22 protein-coding genes are annotated in these 20,567 nt (G+C 45.6%); 19 read left to right on the plus strand and 3 right to left on the minus strand.

Annotated elements, in window-relative coordinates; translation table 11 throughout:
* Positions 1–59 precede the first annotated feature (59 nt).
* A complete protein-coding gene (locus LOZ80_RS09760; protein WP_238171246.1) occupies positions 60–425 on the plus strand; it encodes a GNAT family N-acetyltransferase in 366 nt (121 codons plus the stop codon).
* 111 nt (positions 426–536) lie between these two features.
* On the opposite strand, the gene LOZ80_RS09765 is transcribed toward LOZ80_RS09760, so the two are convergent.
* Positions 537–1,481 (minus strand): alpha/beta hydrolase, encoded by a 945-nt coding sequence (locus LOZ80_RS09765; protein ID WP_238171247.1) that lies wholly within the window; start codon positions 1,479–1,481, stop codon positions 537–539.
* A 179-nt stretch (positions 1,482–1,660) separates the two neighbouring features.
* Here LOZ80_RS09765 and LOZ80_RS09770 point away from each other — a divergent pair, with 179 nt between their 5' ends.
* The gene (locus LOZ80_RS09770) at positions 1,661–1,930 is read left to right on the plus strand and encodes a hypothetical protein (protein ID WP_238171248.1); all 270 of its coding nucleotides are present in this window, start codon (positions 1,661–1,663) and stop codon (positions 1,928–1,930) included.
* A gap of 61 nt (positions 1,931–1,991) precedes the next feature.
* Here LOZ80_RS09770 and LOZ80_RS09775 read toward each other — a convergent pair whose 3' ends face one another.
* Positions 1,992–3,173 (minus strand): MFS transporter, encoded by a 1,182-nt coding sequence (locus tag LOZ80_RS09775; RefSeq protein WP_283214749.1) that lies wholly within the window; start codon positions 3,171–3,173, stop codon positions 1,992–1,994.
* A 213-nt stretch (positions 3,174–3,386) separates the two neighbouring features.
* Between LOZ80_RS09775 and LOZ80_RS09780 the strand changes: the two genes are divergently transcribed.
* The 4 genes from LOZ80_RS09780 (at position 3,387) to LOZ80_RS09795 (ending at position 5,794) form a co-directional block, all read left to right on the plus strand.
* On the plus strand, positions 3,387–4,334 hold the full coding sequence (locus tag LOZ80_RS09780) for a helix-turn-helix transcriptional regulator (protein WP_238171250.1): 948 nt from the start codon (positions 3,387–3,389) through the stop codon (positions 4,332–4,334).
* Positions 4,335–4,401: 67 nt separating this feature from the next.
* Positions 4,402–4,929, plus strand: coding sequence for a DinB family protein (locus LOZ80_RS09785; protein ID WP_238171251.1), 528 nt, complete (start codon positions 4,402–4,404; stop codon positions 4,927–4,929).
* Positions 4,930–5,264: 335 nt separating this feature from the next.
* Positions 5,265–5,450 (plus strand): group II intron maturase-specific domain-containing protein, encoded by a 186-nt coding sequence (locus tag LOZ80_RS09790; RefSeq protein WP_283214781.1) that lies wholly within the window; start codon positions 5,265–5,267, stop codon positions 5,448–5,450.
* On the plus strand, positions 5,447–5,794 hold the full coding sequence (locus LOZ80_RS09795; RefSeq protein ID WP_238171253.1) for a hypothetical protein: 348 nt from the start codon (positions 5,447–5,449) through the stop codon (positions 5,792–5,794). The genes LOZ80_RS09790 and LOZ80_RS09795 overlap by 4 nt, the downstream gene beginning before the upstream one ends.
* 884 nt (positions 5,795–6,678) lie before the next feature.
* Here the strand turns inward: LOZ80_RS09795 and LOZ80_RS09800 are convergent.
* Positions 6,679–7,392 carry an SDR family oxidoreductase gene (locus LOZ80_RS09800; protein ID WP_238171254.1) on the minus strand — a complete coding sequence of 238 codons (714 nt, stop codon included), beginning with the start codon at positions 7,390–7,392 and terminating at the stop codon, positions 6,679–6,681.
* A gap of 147 nt (positions 7,393–7,539) precedes the next feature.
* Between LOZ80_RS09800 and LOZ80_RS09805 the strand changes: the two genes are divergently transcribed.
* From LOZ80_RS09805 to LOZ80_RS09865, 13 genes are all read left to right on the plus strand, one after another.
* Complete coding sequence (locus LOZ80_RS09805) at positions 7,540–7,878, plus strand: winged helix-turn-helix transcriptional regulator (RefSeq protein WP_238171255.1); 339 nt, start codon at positions 7,540–7,542, stop codon at positions 7,876–7,878.
* Positions 7,879–7,892: 14 nt separating this feature from the next.
* Positions 7,893–8,429: a GNAT family N-acetyltransferase gene (locus LOZ80_RS09810; protein WP_238171256.1), complete on the plus strand. Its 537-nt coding sequence runs from the start codon at positions 7,893–7,895 to the stop codon at positions 8,427–8,429.
* 399 nt (positions 8,430–8,828) lie between these two features.
* Positions 8,829–10,490 (plus strand): sensor histidine kinase, encoded by a 1,662-nt coding sequence (locus LOZ80_RS09815; protein ID WP_238171257.1) that lies wholly within the window; start codon positions 8,829–8,831, stop codon positions 10,488–10,490.
* 39 nt (positions 10,491–10,529) lie between these two features.
* Positions 10,530–11,150 (plus strand): response regulator, encoded by a 621-nt coding sequence (locus LOZ80_RS09820; protein WP_238171258.1) that lies wholly within the window; start codon positions 10,530–10,532, stop codon positions 11,148–11,150.
* Positions 11,151–11,532: 382 nt separating this feature from the next.
* Positions 11,533–12,276, plus strand: coding sequence for a YveK family protein (locus LOZ80_RS09825; RefSeq protein WP_238171259.1), 744 nt, complete (start codon positions 11,533–11,535; stop codon positions 12,274–12,276).
* A complete protein-coding gene (locus tag LOZ80_RS09830) occupies positions 12,260–12,898 on the plus strand; it encodes a CpsD/CapB family tyrosine-protein kinase (RefSeq protein ID WP_238171260.1) in 639 nt (212 codons plus the stop codon). Before LOZ80_RS09825 ends, LOZ80_RS09830 begins: the two co-directional genes overlap by 17 nt.
* 41 nt (positions 12,899–12,939) lie before the next feature.
* On the plus strand, positions 12,940–13,878 hold the full coding sequence (galU, locus tag LOZ80_RS09835; protein ID WP_189018191.1) for a UTP--glucose-1-phosphate uridylyltransferase GalU: 939 nt from the start codon (positions 12,940–12,942) through the stop codon (positions 13,876–13,878).
* Positions 13,847–14,545 carry a sugar transferase gene (locus tag LOZ80_RS09840; RefSeq protein WP_238171261.1) on the plus strand — a complete coding sequence of 233 codons (699 nt, stop codon included), beginning with the start codon at positions 13,847–13,849 and terminating at the stop codon, positions 14,543–14,545. Before galU ends, LOZ80_RS09840 begins: the two co-directional genes overlap by 32 nt.
* 30 nt (positions 14,546–14,575) lie before the next feature.
* Entirely contained in the window at positions 14,576–15,511 is a 936-nt protein-coding gene (locus tag LOZ80_RS09845) for a glycosyltransferase (protein WP_238171262.1), read from the plus strand.
* An 8-nt stretch (positions 15,512–15,519) separates the two neighbouring features.
* Positions 15,520–16,860 (plus strand): O-antigen ligase family protein, encoded by a 1,341-nt coding sequence (locus LOZ80_RS09850; RefSeq protein ID WP_238171263.1) that lies wholly within the window; start codon positions 15,520–15,522, stop codon positions 16,858–16,860.
* A complete protein-coding gene (locus LOZ80_RS09855) occupies positions 16,857–17,660 on the plus strand; it encodes a WecB/TagA/CpsF family glycosyltransferase (RefSeq protein ID WP_238171264.1) in 804 nt (267 codons plus the stop codon). The genes LOZ80_RS09850 and LOZ80_RS09855 overlap by 4 nt, the downstream gene beginning before the upstream one ends.
* A 63-nt stretch (positions 17,661–17,723) precedes the next feature.
* Positions 17,724–19,208 carry an O-antigen ligase family protein gene (locus tag LOZ80_RS09860; protein ID WP_238171265.1) on the plus strand — a complete coding sequence of 495 codons (1,485 nt, stop codon included), beginning with the start codon at positions 17,724–17,726 and terminating at the stop codon, positions 19,206–19,208.
* Complete coding sequence (locus LOZ80_RS09865; RefSeq protein ID WP_238171266.1) at positions 19,171–20,547, plus strand: lipopolysaccharide biosynthesis protein; 1,377 nt, start codon at positions 19,171–19,173, stop codon at positions 20,545–20,547. The genes LOZ80_RS09860 and LOZ80_RS09865 overlap by 38 nt, the downstream gene beginning before the upstream one ends.
* Positions 20,548–20,567: the final 20 nt, after the last annotated feature.

Below are 20,567 nucleotides of genomic sequence, written 5' to 3' on the forward strand. Positions count from 1 at the left end.
CAACCTGTATGGGTAATGAAGTTTAACAAATTACCACTATTTCAGGAGGTGCATCAACCATGAGCCAAGTCAATCCGGCTTTCCATGAAGCAGAAGAAGAAATCGTTGTGCAAAAACAAGGAAACAGCTATATCCTATCCACACTTGCAGGAACAGTAGGTGAAATTACTTATCAATTGGTTGATGTTGATACTTGGGTGATTGATCATACCTTTGTTGATCCGCGGTTCCGTGGCAGACACTTGGGACGTCAGTTACTTGACTTTGTAGTGGAAGAGGCGAGAGAGAGGGGTCGTAAAATTATTCCTTCTTGTTCTTTTGCCTTGGAAGAATTTCAGCAGCACCCTGAATATGCGGATGTGTGGTCCAAATCGGATACCCAATACTCCGATGTATACAGCTCGGACAGCGCCGAAATGAAATAGAGCGGGACGAAGCAGGGCAGGTTTACGCGTTAGCGTAAGCCTGTTTTTGCGTTGTTTGGGGTAAAAAAGAACCCCCGCTCACACGATGTGTGGCGGAGGTTCTTCAAGGCCTTATTGCTCGCGCAGCCATGCATTCGCTAGCAGGATAGCCCCGCGCGCAGCGGCGGTGTCAGCCAAGGCATTCAGCATCACGAAGTCGTGGATGATGCCTTGGAAACGGACGGCTGTAACATGTACGCCGGCTTCGCGCAGTTTATTGGCGTAGGCTTCGCCTTCGTCGCGAAGGACGTCGGCTTCGCCAGTGATAATCAACGCTGGGGGGAGATGGCTTAGCTGTTCCAATGTGGCGCGCAGCGGCGAGGCGGTGATTTCCGCTCTTTCGCGGGGATCCGTCGTATACTGATCCCAAAACCACTGCATCGCATCCCGGCGCAGGAAATAGCCGGTCTCAAAGGCATTGTAGGAATCGGTATCGAAGTTTGCATCTGTGACAGGATAGAAGAGAAGCTGCTTCTGGATGGCTGGGCCTTTGCGTTCTTTCGCTACCAACGTAATCGCAGCAGCCATGTTCCCTCCGACGCTGTCACCTGCAAGGGTGAGTCGCTCCGCATCAAAGCCATAGTCGCGGCTATTATCCGCAACCCACTGCACAACAGCATAAATTTCTTCTAGAGCTGTTGGGTATTTGGCTTCCGGCGATAAGCTGTAGTTGGGGAACACAACAATAGATTGCGAACCAACCGCCAGTTCTCGAATGAGGCGATCATGTGTATGTTCATTGCCGAATACCCAGCCTGCTCCGTGGATGTACACAATGACGGGAAGTGGACCTGGTGCATTTTTGGGCCGCATAATCCTGACTGACACTTGTCCTGAGGGTCCGCCGTCAATCGTAAGATCCTCCATATCTACGGGTTCTTTATGTACAGGTTTGGATTGGACCTTATCCACCGTTTCACGCCCTTTCTCAGGACTGAGGTCGAAGAGAAATGGGGGGTTGGCGTTATCATCAGCAAATTTCTGAGCGGCGGCTTCAAGCTGAATTTTGTTCGTCATAGGTAGTTCCTCCTTTAAGTTGGAAAGTTCTATATTGTTGTACATTGACAATTACGGTTTCTATTACTACTTACACCAACAGTCTGCGAATGAAACCTTTCGGTTGTAACAACTTTATGGCAGCTTGGACGTATAATAAAGTGAAATTATTTGGGGAAAAGGTTGGTGGAGAGTAGCGAATGAAGAATAAAACATTTATCTTAATTATGCTGTGGTTCACGATTCTGACGATATGGGCTGTAAGCTCCATCAAAAGTTCTCTGCATGATAGTCGAAACATCACGGTACAGGGTGTGCCGGGACCAGTGGTTCCGCAGCCCTATCAAACGGTTCATATGGATAAAGATACGGTCTGGATCATCGATCCACTGAGCAGCAATATTAAAGTGATCAGCCATGATAAGGATGGGTATCACATTACACAAGCTACTATGGATCTCAAGAAATGAAATAAAGCCTTAGTTGCTGCCGACGCTGCTCGACAGAAACCAAGGCTTTTACTTATGAAATTCAGTGTTTGATTTTATTGGCTGATGCTAGAAAGACGATCAGGAATAGGCCACAGAGGATCGCGATGAACCCATAGCCGCCGAACACATCGTACTGAGTAGAGAAGTAGCCGAAGCCTAAGCCAGCGAGAATATGAATGGCATTTTCCCCGAGTGACTGGAAGGAATCGGTGGTCGCTCGCATGGTTGATTCGATCCGGTGATGCAAATATCCGGCAGCCAGCGGTTCGATGATGCCAGAGAATAGGCAAATGACAAGCATCGCGAGGAGACCCAGAATGTCTTTGCTCATCGCTGCATATAGAAAGCCAAGTGTGACAACGCTCATAACGCCTGAAAGAATGGTCCGATAGCTGAATCTCTTAAGCAAATGATGGGCTAATATATTTCCGGGAAGTCTCAGAACCATCAGCGCGGCAGAAATAGAACCAAAGTAGATGACAGGCATCGATAGCCTAGCTGCATATAACTGCCAGAATTCGTCGATGAAACCAATAGCCGTACCCGTCACCATCCCGGAGAGCAGCATGAGGCTGACCCCGGGATTGACTTTGAAAAAATGCAAAGGTACCGTGATGTAGTGTTGGAGTGGAATAGTATCCGCTTCTGGATTCTCGCTGCCAGTCGTTGGAGGCTCAACTATCCATAGGGACAGCAGCAGCGCTATCAGCGCACTTCCCAGTGAAATCCAGTAGTTGAGCTCGAGCCCGAATCGGCTGGCGAGCAAACTTCCGCTAAGTGCAGCAAGCATCGCAGATAGGAAATGAATAGCGTTCAGACGGCCAAGCAGCTTCTCGAATGAGGCTTCTTTACCCTGAAGCTTCAATGTATCGTAGAGCAAGGCATTCTCTGAACCGCTCATTGCGCTATGGCTGATGCCTGCGAGAAAAACAACGACCGCAAAGTGCCAGAATTCCGTTGCAAATACTAAGAGCAGAAACTCTGCGCAGCCAAGCAGGGCGCTGAGCACGATCATTTTTTTGCGGCTCCATCTATCCGCGAGCACACCCGTAGGAACTTCTAGCAACACAATTGTCAATGCATAGATGATCTCGGTATATACGACCATTTGGATCGTCATACCTCGCTCCTCCCAGTATAGCCTCTCGATGACGTATGCTGGGATTAGGCTGGAAAAAAAGCGAATGGCGTACAGTATTCGAATGGTAAAAGTATCTTTCATGATGAAGCTCCTCTCAAGTCTGATTGGGCAATGAGGCTCAATCAGTCAAGGCGGGGCTCGTGATGAATGATCTGCTAGATCTTAACAGGGCGGGCGTGCGAAATTAGTCATAGGACAGACTCCTTTTTTCACGTAAGCTGTGTTATTATGCTCATCATAAGATATGAGAAGTGACAGGTCAATTGATATCTGATCAGAGTGGTGGTGGCGTGTTTGAACAAAACAGATCGACTGCTGGCCATCGTCCTTGAATTACAGCGCAATGGTACAATGCGTGCTGAGGATTTGGCAGCGACTTTCGAAACCAGCCGAAGAACGATCTATCGAGATATCCAGGCGTTGAGTGAAGCAGGGGTACCGATTGTCGGTTCTACAGGAATTGGTTATTCATTAATGGAAGGATATTTTTTGCCGCCGCTAAGTTTCACGATAGAAGAGGCGGTTGCACTGCTGATTGGCACTGATTTTGTTGAAACCAAGTTTGATTCTCGTTATCGAGCAACCGCGCACACCTCGCAAGCGAAAATAGAAGCTATTCTGCCTGAGAAGGTGCTTGATGAGGTACGGCGAATTCGAGCAATAACGAAAGTGGCAGACCCCAATGAAATTAGAATTAGCCGAATGGAGAAAGAGTACTTAGTTCAGCTTCGTCAAGCGATCTTACAGATGACCAAAGTGGAGTTTCGTTATGCCAAAAAAAGCCGATATGGTGAAGATGTTGAACCAACTCGCCGCAGAGTTGCACCCTATGGCCTCATTCTTATTAATGGGTATTGGGTATTAATCGCAGCTTGTGAATTGCGCGATGCCATCCGGCATTTTCGCCTCTCACGCATGTCGGATCTTCATGAGACGGGCGAAGTCTACGAAGTTCCCGCTGAGTTTAATCTGAAGGATTATAGCCCGGCTGATGACCGGCATCTGCTCATTCGCGTTCATACGAATGTGCGATTGGCAGAGCAAATCAAAGAATCGAACAACTTTTATTTGGAAGACATACAGGTTGAAGAGAGGGGATTAATTGTAACTTTTCGTGTCCGACAGATCGAAGATATCCTGCACTGGGTCCTCAGTTGGGGATCAGATGTAGTTGTACTGGAACCTGATCAGCTTCGCCAACGTGTTCGCGAAGAACTGGAAAATACGTTGAAACGCTACTGACATACTGTTGTCAGTAGCGTTTTTGTATGATTAGGCTACCAAACGAAAGAGGAGCTGTATATCCCTGATGAATACGATGCAAACACTGAAAAATCTTGAAGAAGTAACCCGTGTATATGAGCAAGAATTACATGATTTTAATATGGCCCAGCTGACACAGAAACCGAGTGAGGATGAATGGTCGATTGGTCAAGTATATGTACATTTGATTCAAACCGCACTTTATATGCAAATTCGAAACATTGAGACTTGTCTCGCGGCAAATGAAGAGAAGCCCAATTTTGAAAAAACAGCAGCAGGAAGTGCTGTTTTTGAACTCGGCAGCTTTCCGCCAACTAAGATTCATGTGCCGCCTTCTCCGCAGTACACACCCTCGCAACCAGTCGATAAGGAACAGATCGTTACAGGCTTGCAAACAGTCATTGCTAAAATGCAGGTTATTCAAGCTCAACTCGATGTAAATTCTTCCAAATATACCGCTGCACATCCGAGATTAGGTGACTTGAACGCCAAAGAGTGGTTTCAGTTGATCGAGATGCACTTCCGTCATCACCGTCTGCAGGTTAATCGGTTAAAAGAAAGTTTAGCCAGATAAGCACGTTCTGTGGTCTTATTTCATTAAGTGTCACATGATTTAGCGGAATAAGATCATCTAGCTTGCCTATTCATCCTAATCGGATCCCCGATCTCATTCCCGATCTCATTCCGATCTCATAATTCTAGGTGACCTAGCCGTAGGCTAGGTTTTTTGAATAGCGCGCCTAGCCAAACTAGGCACAACTAATTGATGAAAGTTCAATCGAGGTAAGAGCCAAGTCGCCTCGTAGCTGGCAGGCAACTGGTGGAGAGATCCTAAAGCCGAAGCCCTGTGACAAAGTATCCCTGCATGGGGAGCGAGGCATAACAGCAGGTCGTAACATGAAGTGAATCCTGCCGCGTTATCCTCTCTCGCACGCCGAACCACGAAACCGACTATTCTGGACAATGAACAGAATGGTTGAAGAACTCAATCCGAAAATTCAGGGATGGAGAAACTACTACGGGATAGACTCCTTTGCCGATTTATTTCTGAATAAAATCGACTGGTACATTCGAAAAAGACTGATACTGTTTTGAAACAAGAACTGCAATCGTCGTATGAAGCACAGCAATTCCAGATTAGCGGGCATTGTTGCTCTGCAATCTGGGCTGAAGAAGCTTGTAGGTTAGGAAAGTACCGTAAAGCGGAAAAAAGAAGAACAACGGAAAGCCGGATGAGGGGAAACCTCACGTCAGGTTTGATGCAAGGGGAGCTGGAAAAACGTCAAGCCCGCGATACTAGCAAAATATGTCATGATAACGAGTTTGAGGGAACTACAGGGCGCTATAATTCTGAAAACGGCTATATTTCAAGCCAGAAGGAACTACGATCCGCTATTCCACCATTTCCCGGTTGGAATCAGCAGTTTCCGCTTAAATAGCGGATCTCAGTTCCCTTTCATGCTACGTTTACCCCATTTCCTGCTATATAGCGGATCATAGTTCCTTTTCACACGACGCTCTCTGTCATTGCAAAGCCCAAAGGGAACTACGATCCGCTAGTTTGTTGAAAATGAGGGAAAACCTCACGTCCGGTTTGATGCAGAGGGAGCTGGGAAAACGTCAAGCCCGCGATACTAGCAAAATGTGTCAGGATAGCGAGTCTGAGGGAACTACAGGGCGCTATAATTCTGAAAACGGCTATATTTCAAGCCAGAAGGAACTACGATCCGCTATTCCACCATTTCCCGGTTGGAATCAGCAGGTTCCGCTTAAATAGCGGATCTCAGTTCCCTTTCATGCTGCGTTTACCCCAGTTCCTGCCATATAGCGGATCATAGTTCCTTTTCACACGGCGCTCTCTGTCATTGCAAAGCCCAAAGGGAACTACGATCCGCTAGTTTGTTGAAAATGAGGGAAAACCTCACGTCCGGTTTGATGCAGAGGGAGCTGGAAAAACGTCAAGCCGCGATTCTAGCAAAATATGTCATGATAGCGATCCAGAGGGCACTACAGGGCGCTATAATGCTGAAAACGGCTATATTTCAAGCCAGAAGGAACTACGATCCGCTATTCCACCATTTCCCGGTTGGAATCAGCAGTTTCCGCTTAAATAGCGGATCTCAGTTCCCTTTCATGCTACGTTTACCCCATTTCCTGCTATATAGCGGATCATAGTTCCTTTTCACACGACGCTCTCAGTCATTGCAAAGCCCAAAGGGAACTACATCCGCTAGTTTGTTGAAAACCGTTATGAAGACGCTCATCTCTTAGGGTGGCAAAGCCGCTTTTCTTAGTGTCCACTCCGTGGCAGTCAAGCGAAGCTTTACGTGAGCACATGCCCGCCTTCCACATGAAGCACTGTGCCTGTTACAAAGCTGTTCTGGATTAGATAAATCAAGCTTAATGCTACATCCTCCGGTTGCCCCACACGCTGTACAGGCAGCTTATTGGCAATGGTTGAGTAGAAGTTAGCCCGCGCCTCTTCGGGCATTTGACTGCGTGAAGGCGTATCAATGATCCCTGGTGAAACGACATTGACACGGAGTGGCGCAAGCTCCAGGGCTAATGTCTGGCCAAGATTCGCGATGGCTGCATTGACGGCGCCAAGCACGGAGGAACCGATCATCGATTTGTAGGCGACTACACCTGAGAATAGCGTTATTGAACCATTAGGCAAGATGTTCGGAGCACCGTATTTGGCGGCATAGTATTGCCCCCAGAATTTGCTCTCAAACAACTGGCGGGCTTTGGCTGTCTCTGTGTGAAGAAAGGGGCCGCCAGATGTTTCTGCCGCACTCACGATTAAGTGGTTGAACGTGCCGACTTTTTCGAAAAAAGCTTGTACCTCCAGTTCGTTGGTTGTATCGAGGGGATAGGCGGATGCTTGCTTGCCCAGTTGTGCCAGTGCCTGTTGCAGCTTGATCTCGGAACGACTGGCAATGATGACCTCCGCACCTTGGGCAATCAACCGTTTTGCCGCCGCTAATCCAATGCCGGAGCTTCCTCCGATAAGAACGATTTTTTGATTTTGAAACATATAAGTTCCTCCTAGTCGTGTATTTCATGTTATTATAAACACACTAACTTCATTAAGGGAAGTAATGAAAATAAATACATATAGTTTCCCAAAAGATACTATTGTGATATGATTCAGGAAATGACGGGGAAATAGGAGGACACAGAGATGAACAACAAGGAGCAAATACAACTAACCAAAGGAACCCCTGGTGTGATGTGCCCAATTGCCAAAACGATTGATTTAATTGGAACTAAGTGGACGTTCTTAATTATTCGTGATTTGCTGATTGAGGGGACCTTGCGTTTCAGTGATCTGATGCGATCTATGGACGGAATCAGTCCCAAGACGCTCTCACTTCGACTGCGGGAATTAGAGCATAATGGTGTTGTCAGTCGCAAGGTTTATCCCGAGGTACCGCCGCGTGTCGAATATACGCTTACCGACAAAGGAAGAAATTTGGAAGGTATTTTTATTGAACTGAAACGTTTTGGCTTGCATTTATAAGAGGGGGAGTAGGAATGAACGATTTATCAACATCGAAGCCTGTTTTCGGTGTGCGCATCGAGCCGTGGGCGGAATCGGATCTACCTTTGCTAGTTCGGCTGAATATCCCTGAAATGCTGGACCATTTGGGAGGAACTGAAACGGAAGATCAGGTGCATAATCGCCATAAGCGTTACAAGGAGCTAAAGGCAAATGGTAAAGGATGCATGTTTAGCATCATTCTGCTGCCTGAAAACATAGCCGTCGGCAATGTCGGTTTTTGGGAAACGGAATGGCAAGGGGAACCAATCTACGAAATGGGGTGGGGAGTGTTGCCTCCCTACCAAGGTCAAGGTATTGCTGCCATAGCGACAGCTGCTGCTATTTCTACCGCCAAAGATGCGAATAAACATCGGTTCTTACATGCTTTTCCGGCCGTTGATAACCCTGCTTCCAATGCCATTTGCCGCAAATTAGAGATGGAATGGGTCGCTGAATGTTCGTTCGAGTACCCGCCGGGGACTTTTATGCGATGCAATGATTGGCGTTTTAAGTTAAATGATAAGGAATAAAGTGGAAGATTAACTTACATAGCAAATAGGCAAGTAAGAACCTTACGCATTTTTGGGTTCTTTTTTTGCGTTTTTCTTAATTTTTTGCAAAAAAATGTATGCGACAAAAGAATGAATTCTTATCTGGTGCTTATCTCCTTTTCCAAATACAGTTCGTATCTTAAGTAGGTCGAAGTGTTCAAAATGACTAGCCCTTAGTGCCTGAAATTAAGCATTTTCCAATTTTTGAGACAGAAAAATACATTTTATACGAAGTCTATAGGAATAAGTCAGGCAGACGATTGTAAAAATTTTACTGTTTTGTTGCCTATAAACTTGGGTATTGTTGAGGAAGCGAGATGTATACGAAGGGATACGTCTGTAAATATTTAAATATCAGGTGAGGGATGGGTTATTCCTATGAGAAGATTGTTCTCAGGTGAAGGTAGAGTCTTTTACTTGTATCGTTATATTACGTTAGCCGTGACATCGTTAGTTTATGCCATTGAGGATCGAGGCCCTCCGATGGGCGTGAAGATCTGTATTATTCTCTCTTTATTTTTATTCGCCAAATGGATTACAGACATGTATACCAAAAGCAGACAAGCTTCGCAGGTGATCAAAATAACTGTGGGCTTGGAAATGGCCGGTATGATGATTCTGCATCTGCTCAGCGGCGGCATGGAAAGTCCATTCCTATGGTGTGTATTCAATCCAGCTTGGATGGCTGCCAGTTATCTATCCTCGGTGTATTGCTGGTGTATGATGATCAGTTATTTTTTAGTCATCACCGCGTTTTCCTACTTCTTCGTTAACGGAAATCACGAGACCCTAGGTCAAATATTGTTGAATGACAATCATTTTTATCTCGTGCTGCTGTTCATGACCTTATCCATTCAACTGCTGGTCGGCGTGAAAACCAGACTGGAAATTGCCAATGCAAGATCGACCGAAACGATGGAGCACATGAAGTCGCTTTATCAAATCGTAGAGGCAGCGACGCATAGCGAATCCGAAAATTTGAAAATGATTTTCGCCGAATTCGCGCTCAAGCTGACAAGATTGAAAATGGCCTTCTTCTGGGATGTCAATGGACAAGAACGTGACGAGCGACTTATTACGCAAGGAATTACACCGCAAGGACTTGAAGCTGCGCTCAGCGCGGCTATTGAAGACAATGTAGCAGAACTAAGACAACTCGACAGTTGTATGGTGATGACGATGCCGGAACAAGGTGAATTTCTGGTGATTCCGATTAAATCCTCAACCCGGTTCTGGGGTGTGATGGGGGTGAAAATTGAGCGCTCCAGTTACGAAGAAGGCAGGCATTGGTTCGTTAAGCAGCTATATTTCCTGTCCGAGCTGTGTGCTGTCATCCTGGAAAGACACCAGTTGGAGCGGATTGAGAATCAATTAATGATCATTGAGGAACAGAACCGGATTGCGGACGAGATGCATGACAGTGTCTCGCAATATATGTTTGGCATCGTGTATGCGGTGCATTCGTTGAACCGCAAATGGGGAGACATTACGGCAGAGCAGATCAAAGAGCAGCTCCAGGTCATTCAAGAATCCTCTGTTGCGGCTTCCCAAGAGCTACGTTCAACGATCTATAGTTTGAGCTCCAGGAAAAATGGCGGTAATTTCTGGATAACAACGGTCAAATCACATCTGGACAGTTTGTCTAAATTGCATGCGGTCAAAGTTAGTCTGAAAGTGACTGGCGACGACCATGGACTGCCCCTTAATTATCAAAAGGCGTTGTTCCGCATTATTTCGGAGGCAACAGGCAATGCGATTCGTCATGGCAGCAGTTCTCAAATTTATGTGGAGTTGAGCATGAAACTTAGTGGGATCCACTTATCTGTGCTGGATAACGGGCGTGGCTTCTCCGTCACTGAAAGGTTGTCCGACCCGTTATCATCGGGTCTTGGTGTCAACAATATGAAATTGCTAGTCCATGCATTGGGCGGAACAATCGTCATTACCAGCAACGAAGGCAAAGGTACGCATATTCAAGTAGAGTTACCCATTCAACATCACGAGCAGAAGGTACCGGATGAGCTTCAAGCGATGGGCTAAACCAAGTAAACCCCCATTCTAACGAAAGCAGGTGTTACTGTGAAAGTCATTATCGTAGATGATCACCCATTAGTGCGCAAAGGATTATCAGCCGTATTAAAACTCGAAAATAATGTGGAAGTTACTGGCGAGGCAGAAACGGTGGAGCAGGCTGTAGACTTAATTGTGCGAACGAAGCCAGATCTGGCAATTGTCGATCTCAAGCTCGGAAATCGCTCCGGTATTGAAGTGGTTGAACAAATTCGGGATTCATCCTGCCGAAGCATTATTCTTACTTCATCGACTATGGAGCAAGATGTCAGGAGAGCTGAAGCGGCAGGCGCTGATGGCTATGTGCTGAAAGAAGCGCTGCCGGAAGAATTGCTGCTTGCAATCAAATTGATTTTCAAAGGCAAGAAATATTACGATCCAGGGTTGATGGAAATGATGTTCAAGAAAGAAGATGAGGACAGTATCAGCAAGCTTACGCCGAAAGAGCGGGAAGTGTTGATCGGACTCGGGGAAGGGCTGTCCAACCAAGGGATGGCCAAGAAATTGATGGTTACGGAGTTTACTGTGAAGAAGCATGTCAGTCAAATACTTAATAAATTAAGCGTGAATGACCGTACACAAGCAGCTTTATTAGCGCAATCCAAAGGGTTGGTCGGCAGTTTTCAGTAGAATACTAAGCTTTTGTGGTCCTAAAGTATACCATCGTTTCGTTACATATAGCCAAAGGGGTATATACCAAATAGACCCAAAAATCACAATATTGAGTAATATCATAATCACGGGAATTCAGATAAGCTTTAAGTATAACCAAATAATTGACAAAAAGCGGCATGCTTTCTTCCTTTTGACACGATCCTATGTCTGGGACAGATCAACTGCTGATCCTGTCGAAAGAAAGGGAGGAATGCTCCTCTGAAGGAGTGATTGATGACAGAGAGTAGGCGAGGGCTAAGAGAAATGAAACGCTTTCATTACACCAATAATAGCTTAGACAAGTTTAAAAATCAATGGAGTTTAACTAGAATTACAAACTTTTTTTCGGGAGGGTGTCATGGAGAAATCGTTGCTGGATTACTTCGTACTCATTCGCAAAAAACTGTGGATGATTGGGTTGTTCGTTCTACTCTCCTGCTTGACCACCTTTTACGTCAGCAAGACATTCGTCGAGCCGGTATATAAGGCAAACACACAAGTGTTGGTTAGCAGCAGCATTAAGAGCGAAGAAGCCATCGATCTGAACGAAGTGTCAATGAACTTGAATTTGATTGAAAGCTACAAGGAAATTATGAAATCGGATCATACGATTAATCTACTGCTGCAAAATCACCCTGAATTCAATCTGACGCAAAAGGAATTGCTGAAGAATCTCAAAGTGAGTTCAACGGACAAGACGCAGATCATCAAAATGGAATTTGAAGACAAGAGCTATGACAAAGCGGTTGTGATTACGAAAGCACTCGCTGACACATTCATAAGTGAAGTTCCAAGCTTAATGAATATGAATAATGTCAAAATCCTTTCTTCTTCCGATCCAGCAGTCAAGCCGTTGCCAATTAATTCGAGTGTGGCAATCAACTTGGCCGTCAGCTTCATTCTATCGGCAATGGCGGCGATTGGCGTGTTTTTCTTCTTGGAAAACATGAATGACACGATTCGCTCTGAAAAAGAAGCTGAACACAGCATTGGACTGCCAGTTCTGAGCTCGATCGGTACGATCAAGAAGAATCAGATCGGCAAACCAGCCAAAGCAGCGTCCAGAGAGGTGGGAGAACAAACGTATGCCACAGTTAAGTAATGCGCTTGTGACCGAGTTCGACCCGATATCGCCGGTATCAGAATCCTATCGCGCACTGCGGACAGCCATAAGGTACAAGAAGCTTGTACCAACGGCTAGAGGCATCATAATCATGATTGCTTCTCCTAAATCACAAGAAGGTAAGACAACGACTGCGGCCAATCTGGCTATCGCTTATGCACAAGAGGGCAAAGCCGTTGTCCTCGTCGATGGAAATTTGCGCCAGCCATCGCTTCATGACGTATTTGGCGTGAAAAATAACAAAGGGTTGCTGCAGGGACTTGCCAAAGGCATGGCTCAGCAGGACATTGTAACAGCAAGCGGCATTCCAGGTCTTGAGCTCATCGTAGCCGGCGGCCAGCCCGTAAATCCGTCAGAGCTGCTGGGATCGGTGAAAATGGCTGAACTCGTGGCTCAATTGAAACAGCAATATGACGTAATCATCTTGGATTCTCCATCCACGCTGGATTACACCGATGCCAGTTTATTGACGGAGTATAGCGACGGAGTCGTTTTGGTCGCGAAGAATGGCAAGACCAAGCGCGAATGGGCGAAACAGGCTAGAATCCAGCTTGAACAGTCGGGAGCAAGAATGCTCGGCATTGTGTTCAATCAATCATAGAGAGGCTGGACTTTCCATAATCGATAGGAGGATGAGATTAGATGAAAACGGTGAAGAAAGCAATTATTCCGGCTGCGGGACTGGGAACCAGATTCCTGCCTGCCACGAAAGCGATGCCCAAAGAGATGCTCCCTATCATCAATAAACCCACTATCCAATACATCGTGGAAGAAGCCATTGAATCCGGTATTGAAGATATTATTATTGTGACCGGTAAAGGGAAGCGGGCGATCGAGGATCATTTCGATAACGCTTTTGAATTGGAGAACAAGCTCTTGGAGTCAGGCAAACTTGAGATGCTGAAAGAAGTGCAGCGTTCTGCCAAAGTGGAGATTCATTATATTCGTCAGAAGGAACCTAAAGGGTTGGGACACGCTGTCTGGTGTGCCAGAAGATTTATCGGCAATGAACCATTCGCAGTTCTACTCGGGGATGATATCGTCACAGGACGGGTGCCATGTCTAAAACAGCTCATTCAGCAATATGAATTAACTGAAAATTCTGTCATTGGTGTGCAGGCCGTGCCGCCAGAATTGACAAACCGTTACGGCATTATTGATCCTGGTGTGCAAAATAACCGGTTGTATCAAGTCAATGATTTTGTTGAAAAGCCTAAGCTGGGAACAGCGCCTTCCAATCTTGCCATTATGGGTAGATACGTTTTCTCCCCTAAAATCTTTGAATTTTTGGAGCTTCAGGAGAAAGGCGCAGGCGGAGAAATCCAGCTGACGGATGCTATTCAGAAGCTTAATCAAATAGAACGCGTTCTAGCTTACCATTTTGACGGTATCCGTTATGATGTTGGCGAGCGCTTGGGTTACATTCTTACAACAATGGCTTTTGCAATGGAAAGCAAGGATCTTCGCTTCGATGTGATGGAAGCTATGGCTGAAATTCTAATCAAAGAGAAATATCAACCGATGCTGGATCATCTGGGAGGTGTCGATAATGAGTTTGCGCGAACTGCAGGAGGATTATGAGTATTTAGGCCCTAAGCAAAGCTATTATCAAGCTGCGAAAATCCCTCGCGGGAAGAGCCTTACATCCTATTTGTTCGTCAAGCGAATGCTCGATATCGTACTTTCTTTGCTCGGGATGCTTTTCCTGATACCATTGTTCGCTGTCATTGCGATCTGGATCAAAGTGGAAGATCCCAAAGGGACTGTGTTCTTCAAACAGAATCGCGTCGGGAAAGATGAAGTTCTGTTTCCCATGTATAAATTCCGTTCGATGGTGTCCAATGCCGAAGAGCTCAAACAGCAATTATTGGCGCAAAACGAAGTTGAAGGCGCTATGTTCAAAATGAAAAACGATCCCCGTGTGACACGTGTAGGCCGCCTGATCCGGAAGACAAGTATTGATGAATTGCCGCAATTGTGGAATGTATTTATCGGCCATATGAGTTTGGTTGGCCCTAGGCCGGCTTTGCCAAATGAAGTTGCTGAATATACGCCCTACGAGAAGCAGCGTTTAACGGTAACTCCGGGTTGCACAGGGCTATGGCAGGTAAGTGGAAGAAGCAATGTGAGCTTTCAACAAATGGTTGAGCTCGATTTGAACTATATCACGCATCGCAGTTTGTTGTTTGATATCAAAATCGTGATGAAAACGGTTCTCGTTCTGCTAGGCTCCAAAGACGCATTCTAAGACCAGGGAAGTAACGAAGGGAGGATAGCCATGGTACGAAACCAGTCCAAACCTAGTATATCTATCGTCATTTGTACGTTTAATCGAGCGGATCTTCTGCATCTTACGCTAGAGTCCATTCTTGCCCTTGAAGATTTGGATCAAACTGAGATTCTGATTGTGGATAACAATTCCACGGATCATACCCGAGATGTTGCTGATACATTCATTCAGCGTTATCTTGGCATCTTGCGTGTTCAGTACGTATTTGAACAAAAACAAGGATTGTCGGCAGCACGAAACAGCGGTATCGAGCAAGCTCAAGGAGACATTGTCGCATTTCTTGATGATGATGCCATCCCGTGCAAGGTCTGGATTCGTACCATGTTGACCACCTTTGGTGAACAGTTGGAAGTCGAGGCGATGGGCGGCCGGATTCGTCCGAATTTTGAAAGTGAACGTCCTGAGTGGTTGATTAAAGGTTTAGAAATGCCCTATACCATCGTTGATTTGGGACCCAAGAAACAGGAATATCCAGTCACGCTTCATCCTTTTGGGGCGAATATGGCTATCAGGAAATCATTTTTGGTGGCTCACTACTTTCCTACCCACCTGGGACGGATCGGAAACATGCTGCTATCCGGAGAAGAATCATGGTTATTCGAACAAATGAAGAAACAGCGGAAAGTAATTCTGTATCATCCTGATATGATCGTTGATCACTTCATCCCGGACAGCCGCTTAACACAAGATTGGATTAAGAAAAGGTACTACTATCAAGGGGTCACGAATGGCTCTATGCATAAAGGGAATGTTGCAAAGCTCATTTTGCTTGGAAAAGTGGCAGCGAAAGTGGTTTACATTGCAGGAGAGGCTTTATGTGCTCGGTCCGCAGGGAAGAAACTGCTTGTTGCCTGCCGTATGGAGAGTATTCGTGGCACACTTGATACGATGCGTAAACGCAATAACATGCAATTGACTAGGTGAGGGCGCATATGACAGAACTTTCCTTACATGTGAAAAAGCCAGTGTACTACGGTGTCGGCTACCTAGGTATCGCCATTGTGATGGGAATCGCAGCTGTGTATCAGCCTTTGATTAGCCTGATGGGAATGGCTGTCCTTCTCCTGCTTGCCTTGTCGGTTCGCAACCCGGAAATCGTCAGCTACCCTGTCCTTATTTCTACGGCTATCTCGGTCAATTATATTATTACAGCGAGTGTAGGCGGTCTGGAAATCATCTCACTCTACAAGCTGGGTATTCTAATTCTCTTGGTGCCCTGTATGCTGCAAAACGGGTTGCGCTTAAAGTTCATGTATCCGATCGCAGCGTTCATGCTGATGTTATTTCTAACCTTCTTTTTTTCCGATTGGCATCCAAGATTGACGACATCGCTCACCGTCAAAGCATTCATCGGGCTAACATTGCCTTTTTTTTTCCTAATGATCAAATGGAAGAGGGAAACGGCGCAGCGGCATATTCAAATTATTTGTTTATTGCCCCTGATCAGCGTAGCAACCGGTATTGTCTTGCAGCTAGCTCATCTGTATTCCTTCTTAAACGTTGAGTTTACAGGAGCCGTTAGAGTGCAGGGAGCGAATATAGCGCCGCATTTGGCCATGTTGGCTTTTCTGGGCATTACGATTGGGCTGATGGAGACCAAGCGTGATCCGTCGCGAGCCAAATTTTATTACTGCACGCTTGCTTCTAACTTTGCAATTTTGATTGCAACAGGAACAAGAGGGCCTATCCTCGCGATGCTGGCTATGGCTGCCTATTATTTCTACGATATGGTCAAACAATATATCAAAGGCAAATTGATTTTGATCGTGCCGCTAGTTTGCTCCCTGGCTTTGATCGGCGGAGCCGTGTATGTGCAATGGGACAATATGACGAAGCGTTCCTTCGAACGCCAAACAGGAACAGGTATAGACTTATCCGGACGAACAGAAGCATGGACGTATTTTCTAAAAGGTGTACAGGATTCTCCCCTAGCAGGCAGAGGTTTGGGGGCAGTGACGGTTGCCAACGATGGCAGCTTATACGAAGGATTTGTTGTTCCGCACAATGAGTATATTCGCTTCTATTATGATGCCGGCTATACGGGGAGTATCGCTCTTTTTCTTTCTTTATTGATCGTATTCGTAATGATTTACCGAGTGATACCGTCCAAAATTAAAGTGTATTATGCCACTTTTATTCTGGGATTCTTCCTATATTCCTTTTCTGATAATACGTTATCCACGGTCCAATTTATCATTCCTTTCTGTTGGTATTTGAACGGTTTGTATATCCAATCAACGACAAATCCGAAAAAAGAAGAAGTGATTAGATGAGTAGAGTGACTATGTTCGATGTTAATTTTGATAATTATGATTTCCTGGACTTGCTTGCCTTCATGGACGAGAGAATTCGCCAGAGAAGCCATTCTTACATTTTGACTTGCAATGTCGATCATTTGATCAAGCTCAGGAAGGATGTCGAATTTCAGAAAGTCTATTCAGAGGCAGGGGCAATTGTAGCGGATGGAATGCCGATTATCTGGGCTTCCAAGATGTTGAGAAAGCCATTGAAGGAGAAAGTATCCGGTTCCGATCTATTCGCCAAGTTAGGTGAAGCATTCGCCAAGAGGCAGTACAAATTGTTTTTCTTGGGGTCTGCGGAAGGGATCCCGGAGCTGGCGATCAAAAATTTGAAATTATCCTTCCCAGCGCTCAATATTGTTGGCTATTACTCGCCTTCCTATGGCTTCGAGAAAAAAGCGGAAGAGAATGAGCAGATAGTTCAAATGTTGATTAAGGCGCAGCCTGACATTGTTTTCGTCGGGGTTGGCGCGCCCAAGCAAGAAAAATGGATTTATGAAAACTACTTAGCGTACCAAGTGCCGATTTCAATCGGAGTAGGAGCTACGTTTGACTTCCTCTCAGGTTCTGTGAAGAGAGCTCCCAATATTATGCAAAAAACAGGCTTTGAATGGTTCTGGCGTCTGGCGCAGGAGCCTCGGAGATTGTGGAAACGGTATTTGATTCATGACTCCATGTTTATCGTTATGCTCTGGATGGAATGGAAGAAGCATTTTAAGCTGAAAAGGGAGGGGACGGGAGTTAACAATGGATTATCCAAGCAAAATGAGTAATCTGCTGGTAGCGACACAGAAACCTGTCACTCTAGGAACGAAATCGGCAAGGAGCTATCCGTTATGAGAACGTTGAGAGCACGCAATCCTTTTGTATCCCTATATGCAAGCAGAGCCACAATGGCTTGGTTAGTTGGAGCCTTGGCTGTTTCTCTAGTCATCGGCTATGGAAGCGCCACGTTAGGTCATGAGAACAAATCGCAAATTGCTATGCTGGCTATGCTGATCTTTCCGGCATTTATGCTCGCTTTATTGGATTCCCGCAAACTAATCCCCTACCTATTGCTGGTCTGGGTTGTCTGTCCCGAAATACGAAGATTTGAGGATTGGATGGAAGGGACCTATCATTCGGTATCTTTACTAAGTATTGCGCCGCTTTTGACAAGTGCTGTCGTTATCATTCCGATCCTATCGAAAATACATCAGTTAGAATCCGCACTCAAACGTTTGTTGATTTACTTTTGTATCGCCTTGTTGTATGGAAGCCTAATTGGGATGACCAAGAATGGGATGGGAACCTTTTATGATTTAGCTAACTATCTCATACCGATGCTGTTAATTCCGTATGCGGCCTTGAGTAACTTTGAGAAAAAGGATTTGGATCGCTTGCTGGTCGCCTTTTCCAATACAGCCATCCTCATTGCGGTCTACGGCATTATCCAATATATTGTGGTACCGCCTTGGGATGCTTTTTGGATGAATCATGTGGAAATGACTTCGATTGGTCAACCTTATCCGCTTGAGATTCGCGTGTTCTCGTTTCTGAACTCGCCAGGACCCGCTGGTATGTATATGGGAACAGCGCTAGCGCCTATGATTCTGGAGAAAAGATGGCGGGGGCCGTTAGGTTGGATTGGCGTCATTCTCGTCACCGTAGGGTTATTAATTACTCTCGTTCGTTCCGCTTGGGTCATGCTGTTCATTGATATAGCCATCTACACCGCCGTATCGGCCGGAAAGCAGAAGTGGAAATTGCTGGCTCAATTATCCGCTGTTATCGCTGCGATGTATTTCATTATTCCCAAACTTCCAGGTGCTCAGGGTCTTGTAGCTCGCTTGGACACGATGACTGCGATCCAGGATGATCATTCCTATAATGAAAGATTGGATTTCTTCCATACGGTGTTCCCCATGTTGTTTGCGAAGCCGCAGGGTCTAGGGCTGGGGAGCATTGGGGTTGGAACCAAGCTGAGCAATGATGGTGCGCTCGGTGAATATGGTATTTTTGATAATGGTTTTGTAGCGATATTCCTAACATTCGGAATTATCGGGGGGATTTTATTCTTCTGGGGACTTTGGCTTGTTATTAAGTATTTGATCTCCAAACGAAAAGAAACCGGCGGTTTAAACCCTTATACACGGCTTGCTTTATCCGCCTTGGAGGGAAGTATCGTGTGTCTCATTTTCGAAAATGGTTATACAGGATTAAAAGGCTTTCTACTATGGTTGGTTGTTGGGATTGGGATTATGGCGCATCGTATGAACACGCAAGAAAGGAGGCAACGAACGGATGCAGCAACCGGTCGATTTAAAGATAATTCGCTCTAAACCGCTTCTAGGTATCATAAAGTCGTTTTATTCCAGTAAAGGTCATATGGCAAGTTCGATTAAAACGATGTTTTTCAGCGTGTTGATTCTATTGATTAACATGTTGACGGGCATCTTGACGGCACGATTTCTTGGACCTTCCGGCAGGGGGGAGCAAGCTGCTATGGTGTTGTGGTCTCAGTTTCTTGCCTTCAGCTTCACCTTTGGCATCCCTTCCGCGATTATTTACAACGTCAAGAAGAATATACAAGATTCCGCCAAGCTGTACACGACCGCTGTCCTGATGGGGCTGATGGCAGGTGTGCTGGCACTCATCGTTGGGGTCCTGATTCTGCCATACTGGCTCGGTACTTACTCACACAGTGTAGTTTTATTCTCGCAATGGTCTATGCTGCTTGTTCCATTAATCGTGTTGTCGCAAATTAATAACGCAATGATGCAAGTCAGAGGCGAGTACAAGCTGTTCAACCGACTGCGGTTTCTGATTCCACTTAGTACACTCGTCATTCTGGGAATTCTTATCGTGACCAAAATGATGACGCCATTCACATCTGCCGTTGCCTACTTAGCTCCTGCGCTGCCGTTTTATGTTTGGACAACGGCGCGTTTGTTGAAGCAGTATCGTTTTGAAATCAAGGATGCTTGGCAATCCTTCCGTACGTTGATTCGATATGGGATTGGTTCTTATGGCAATGATTTGATGGGCAATGTGTCTTATTACATCGATCAAATTGTCATTGTTGGTTTGTTGAATCCTGCAGAGCTTGGCTTATATGCTGTAGCTGTTAGCTTATCGCGTGTGGTCAATATCTTCTCGACTTCGATTATTGTCGTTTTGTTTCCCAAAGCATCTGGTCTTCCTAAGGATCAGGTTGTGGAAATGACCTTCCGTGTGTACCGGCTAAGCACTTGTATTGCACTGTTTTGTTCACTCTGCATTATGCTCGTGGCACCACTCATTATGCCGCTTCTGTATGGTTCGGATTTCAAAGAAGCCATTAGCGTCTTTCGTATGTTGTTGCTGGAAGTTTCCATATCCGGTGGAACGATGGTTCTGGCGCAAGCCTTCATGGCTTTGGGCAAGCCCAAAATCGTGACCATTCTGCAGGGGCTTGGCTTACTAATCGTCATCCCGCTGCTGATGTTCTTAATCCCGAAATTTGGCTTGTTCGGAGCAGGTATCGCCATATTATCCTCAGGCGTCTTACGCTTCTTATTTATTCTCATCAATGTGAAATTCACATTAAAAACAAAACTGCCTAAATTATTCATAAATAAAGCGGATATTCGCTGGTTGCTCAAGGCAATATCGGCCAATAAAAGTAAACAGTCGGATTGAAATTGGGGGAAAGGGGCGAA

Source organism: Paenibacillus sp. HWE-109, from assembly GCF_022163125.1.
GTDB lineage: Bacteria > Bacillota > Bacilli > Paenibacillales > NBRC-103111 > Paenibacillus_E.

Coding starts and splice junctions, on each gene's coding strand:
- LOZ80_RS09800 (WP_238171254.1), bottom strand. CDS start 7,392: ATGTTTCAAAATCAAAAAATCGTTCTTATCGGAGGAAGCTCCGGCATT.
- LOZ80_RS09860 (WP_238171265.1), top strand. CDS start 17,724: ATGAGAACGTTGAGAGCACGCAATCCTTTTGTATCCCTATATGCAAGC.
- LOZ80_RS09775 (WP_283214749.1), bottom strand. CDS start 3,173: ATGAAAGATACTTTTACCATTCGAATACTGTACGCCATTCGCTTTTTT.
- LOZ80_RS09765 (WP_238171247.1), bottom strand. CDS start 1,481: ATGACGAACAAAATTCAGCTTGAAGCCGCCGCTCAGAAATTTGCTGAT.
- LOZ80_RS09770 (WP_238171248.1), top strand. CDS start 1,661: ATGAAGAATAAAACATTTATCTTAATTATGCTGTGGTTCACGATTCTG.
- LOZ80_RS09815 (WP_238171257.1), top strand. CDS start 8,829: ATGAGAAGATTGTTCTCAGGTGAAGGTAGAGTCTTTTACTTGTATCGT.
- LOZ80_RS09830 (WP_238171260.1), top strand. CDS start 12,260: ATGCCACAGTTAAGTAATGCGCTTGTGACCGAGTTCGACCCGATATCG.
- LOZ80_RS09810 (WP_238171256.1), top strand. CDS start 7,893: ATGAACGATTTATCAACATCGAAGCCTGTTTTCGGTGTGCGCATCGAG.
- LOZ80_RS09855 (WP_238171264.1), top strand. CDS start 16,857: ATGAGTAGAGTGACTATGTTCGATGTTAATTTTGATAATTATGATTTC.
- galU (WP_189018191.1), top strand. CDS start 12,940: ATGAAAACGGTGAAGAAAGCAATTATTCCGGCTGCGGGACTGGGAACC.
- LOZ80_RS09805 (WP_238171255.1), top strand. CDS start 7,540: ATGAACAACAAGGAGCAAATACAACTAACCAAAGGAACCCCTGGTGTG.
- LOZ80_RS09865 (WP_238171266.1), top strand. CDS start 19,171: ATGCAGCAACCGGTCGATTTAAAGATAATTCGCTCTAAACCGCTTCTA.
- LOZ80_RS09850 (WP_238171263.1), top strand. CDS start 15,520: ATGACAGAACTTTCCTTACATGTGAAAAAGCCAGTGTACTACGGTGTC.
- LOZ80_RS09825 (WP_238171259.1), top strand. CDS start 11,533: ATGGAGAAATCGTTGCTGGATTACTTCGTACTCATTCGCAAAAAACTG.
- LOZ80_RS09840 (WP_238171261.1), top strand. CDS start 13,847: ATGAGTTTGCGCGAACTGCAGGAGGATTATGAGTATTTAGGCCCTAAG.
- LOZ80_RS09845 (WP_238171262.1), top strand. CDS start 14,576: ATGGTACGAAACCAGTCCAAACCTAGTATATCTATCGTCATTTGTACG.
- LOZ80_RS09785 (WP_238171251.1), top strand. CDS start 4,402: ATGAATACGATGCAAACACTGAAAAATCTTGAAGAAGTAACCCGTGTA.
- LOZ80_RS09760 (WP_238171246.1), top strand. CDS start 60: ATGAGCCAAGTCAATCCGGCTTTCCATGAAGCAGAAGAAGAAATCGTT.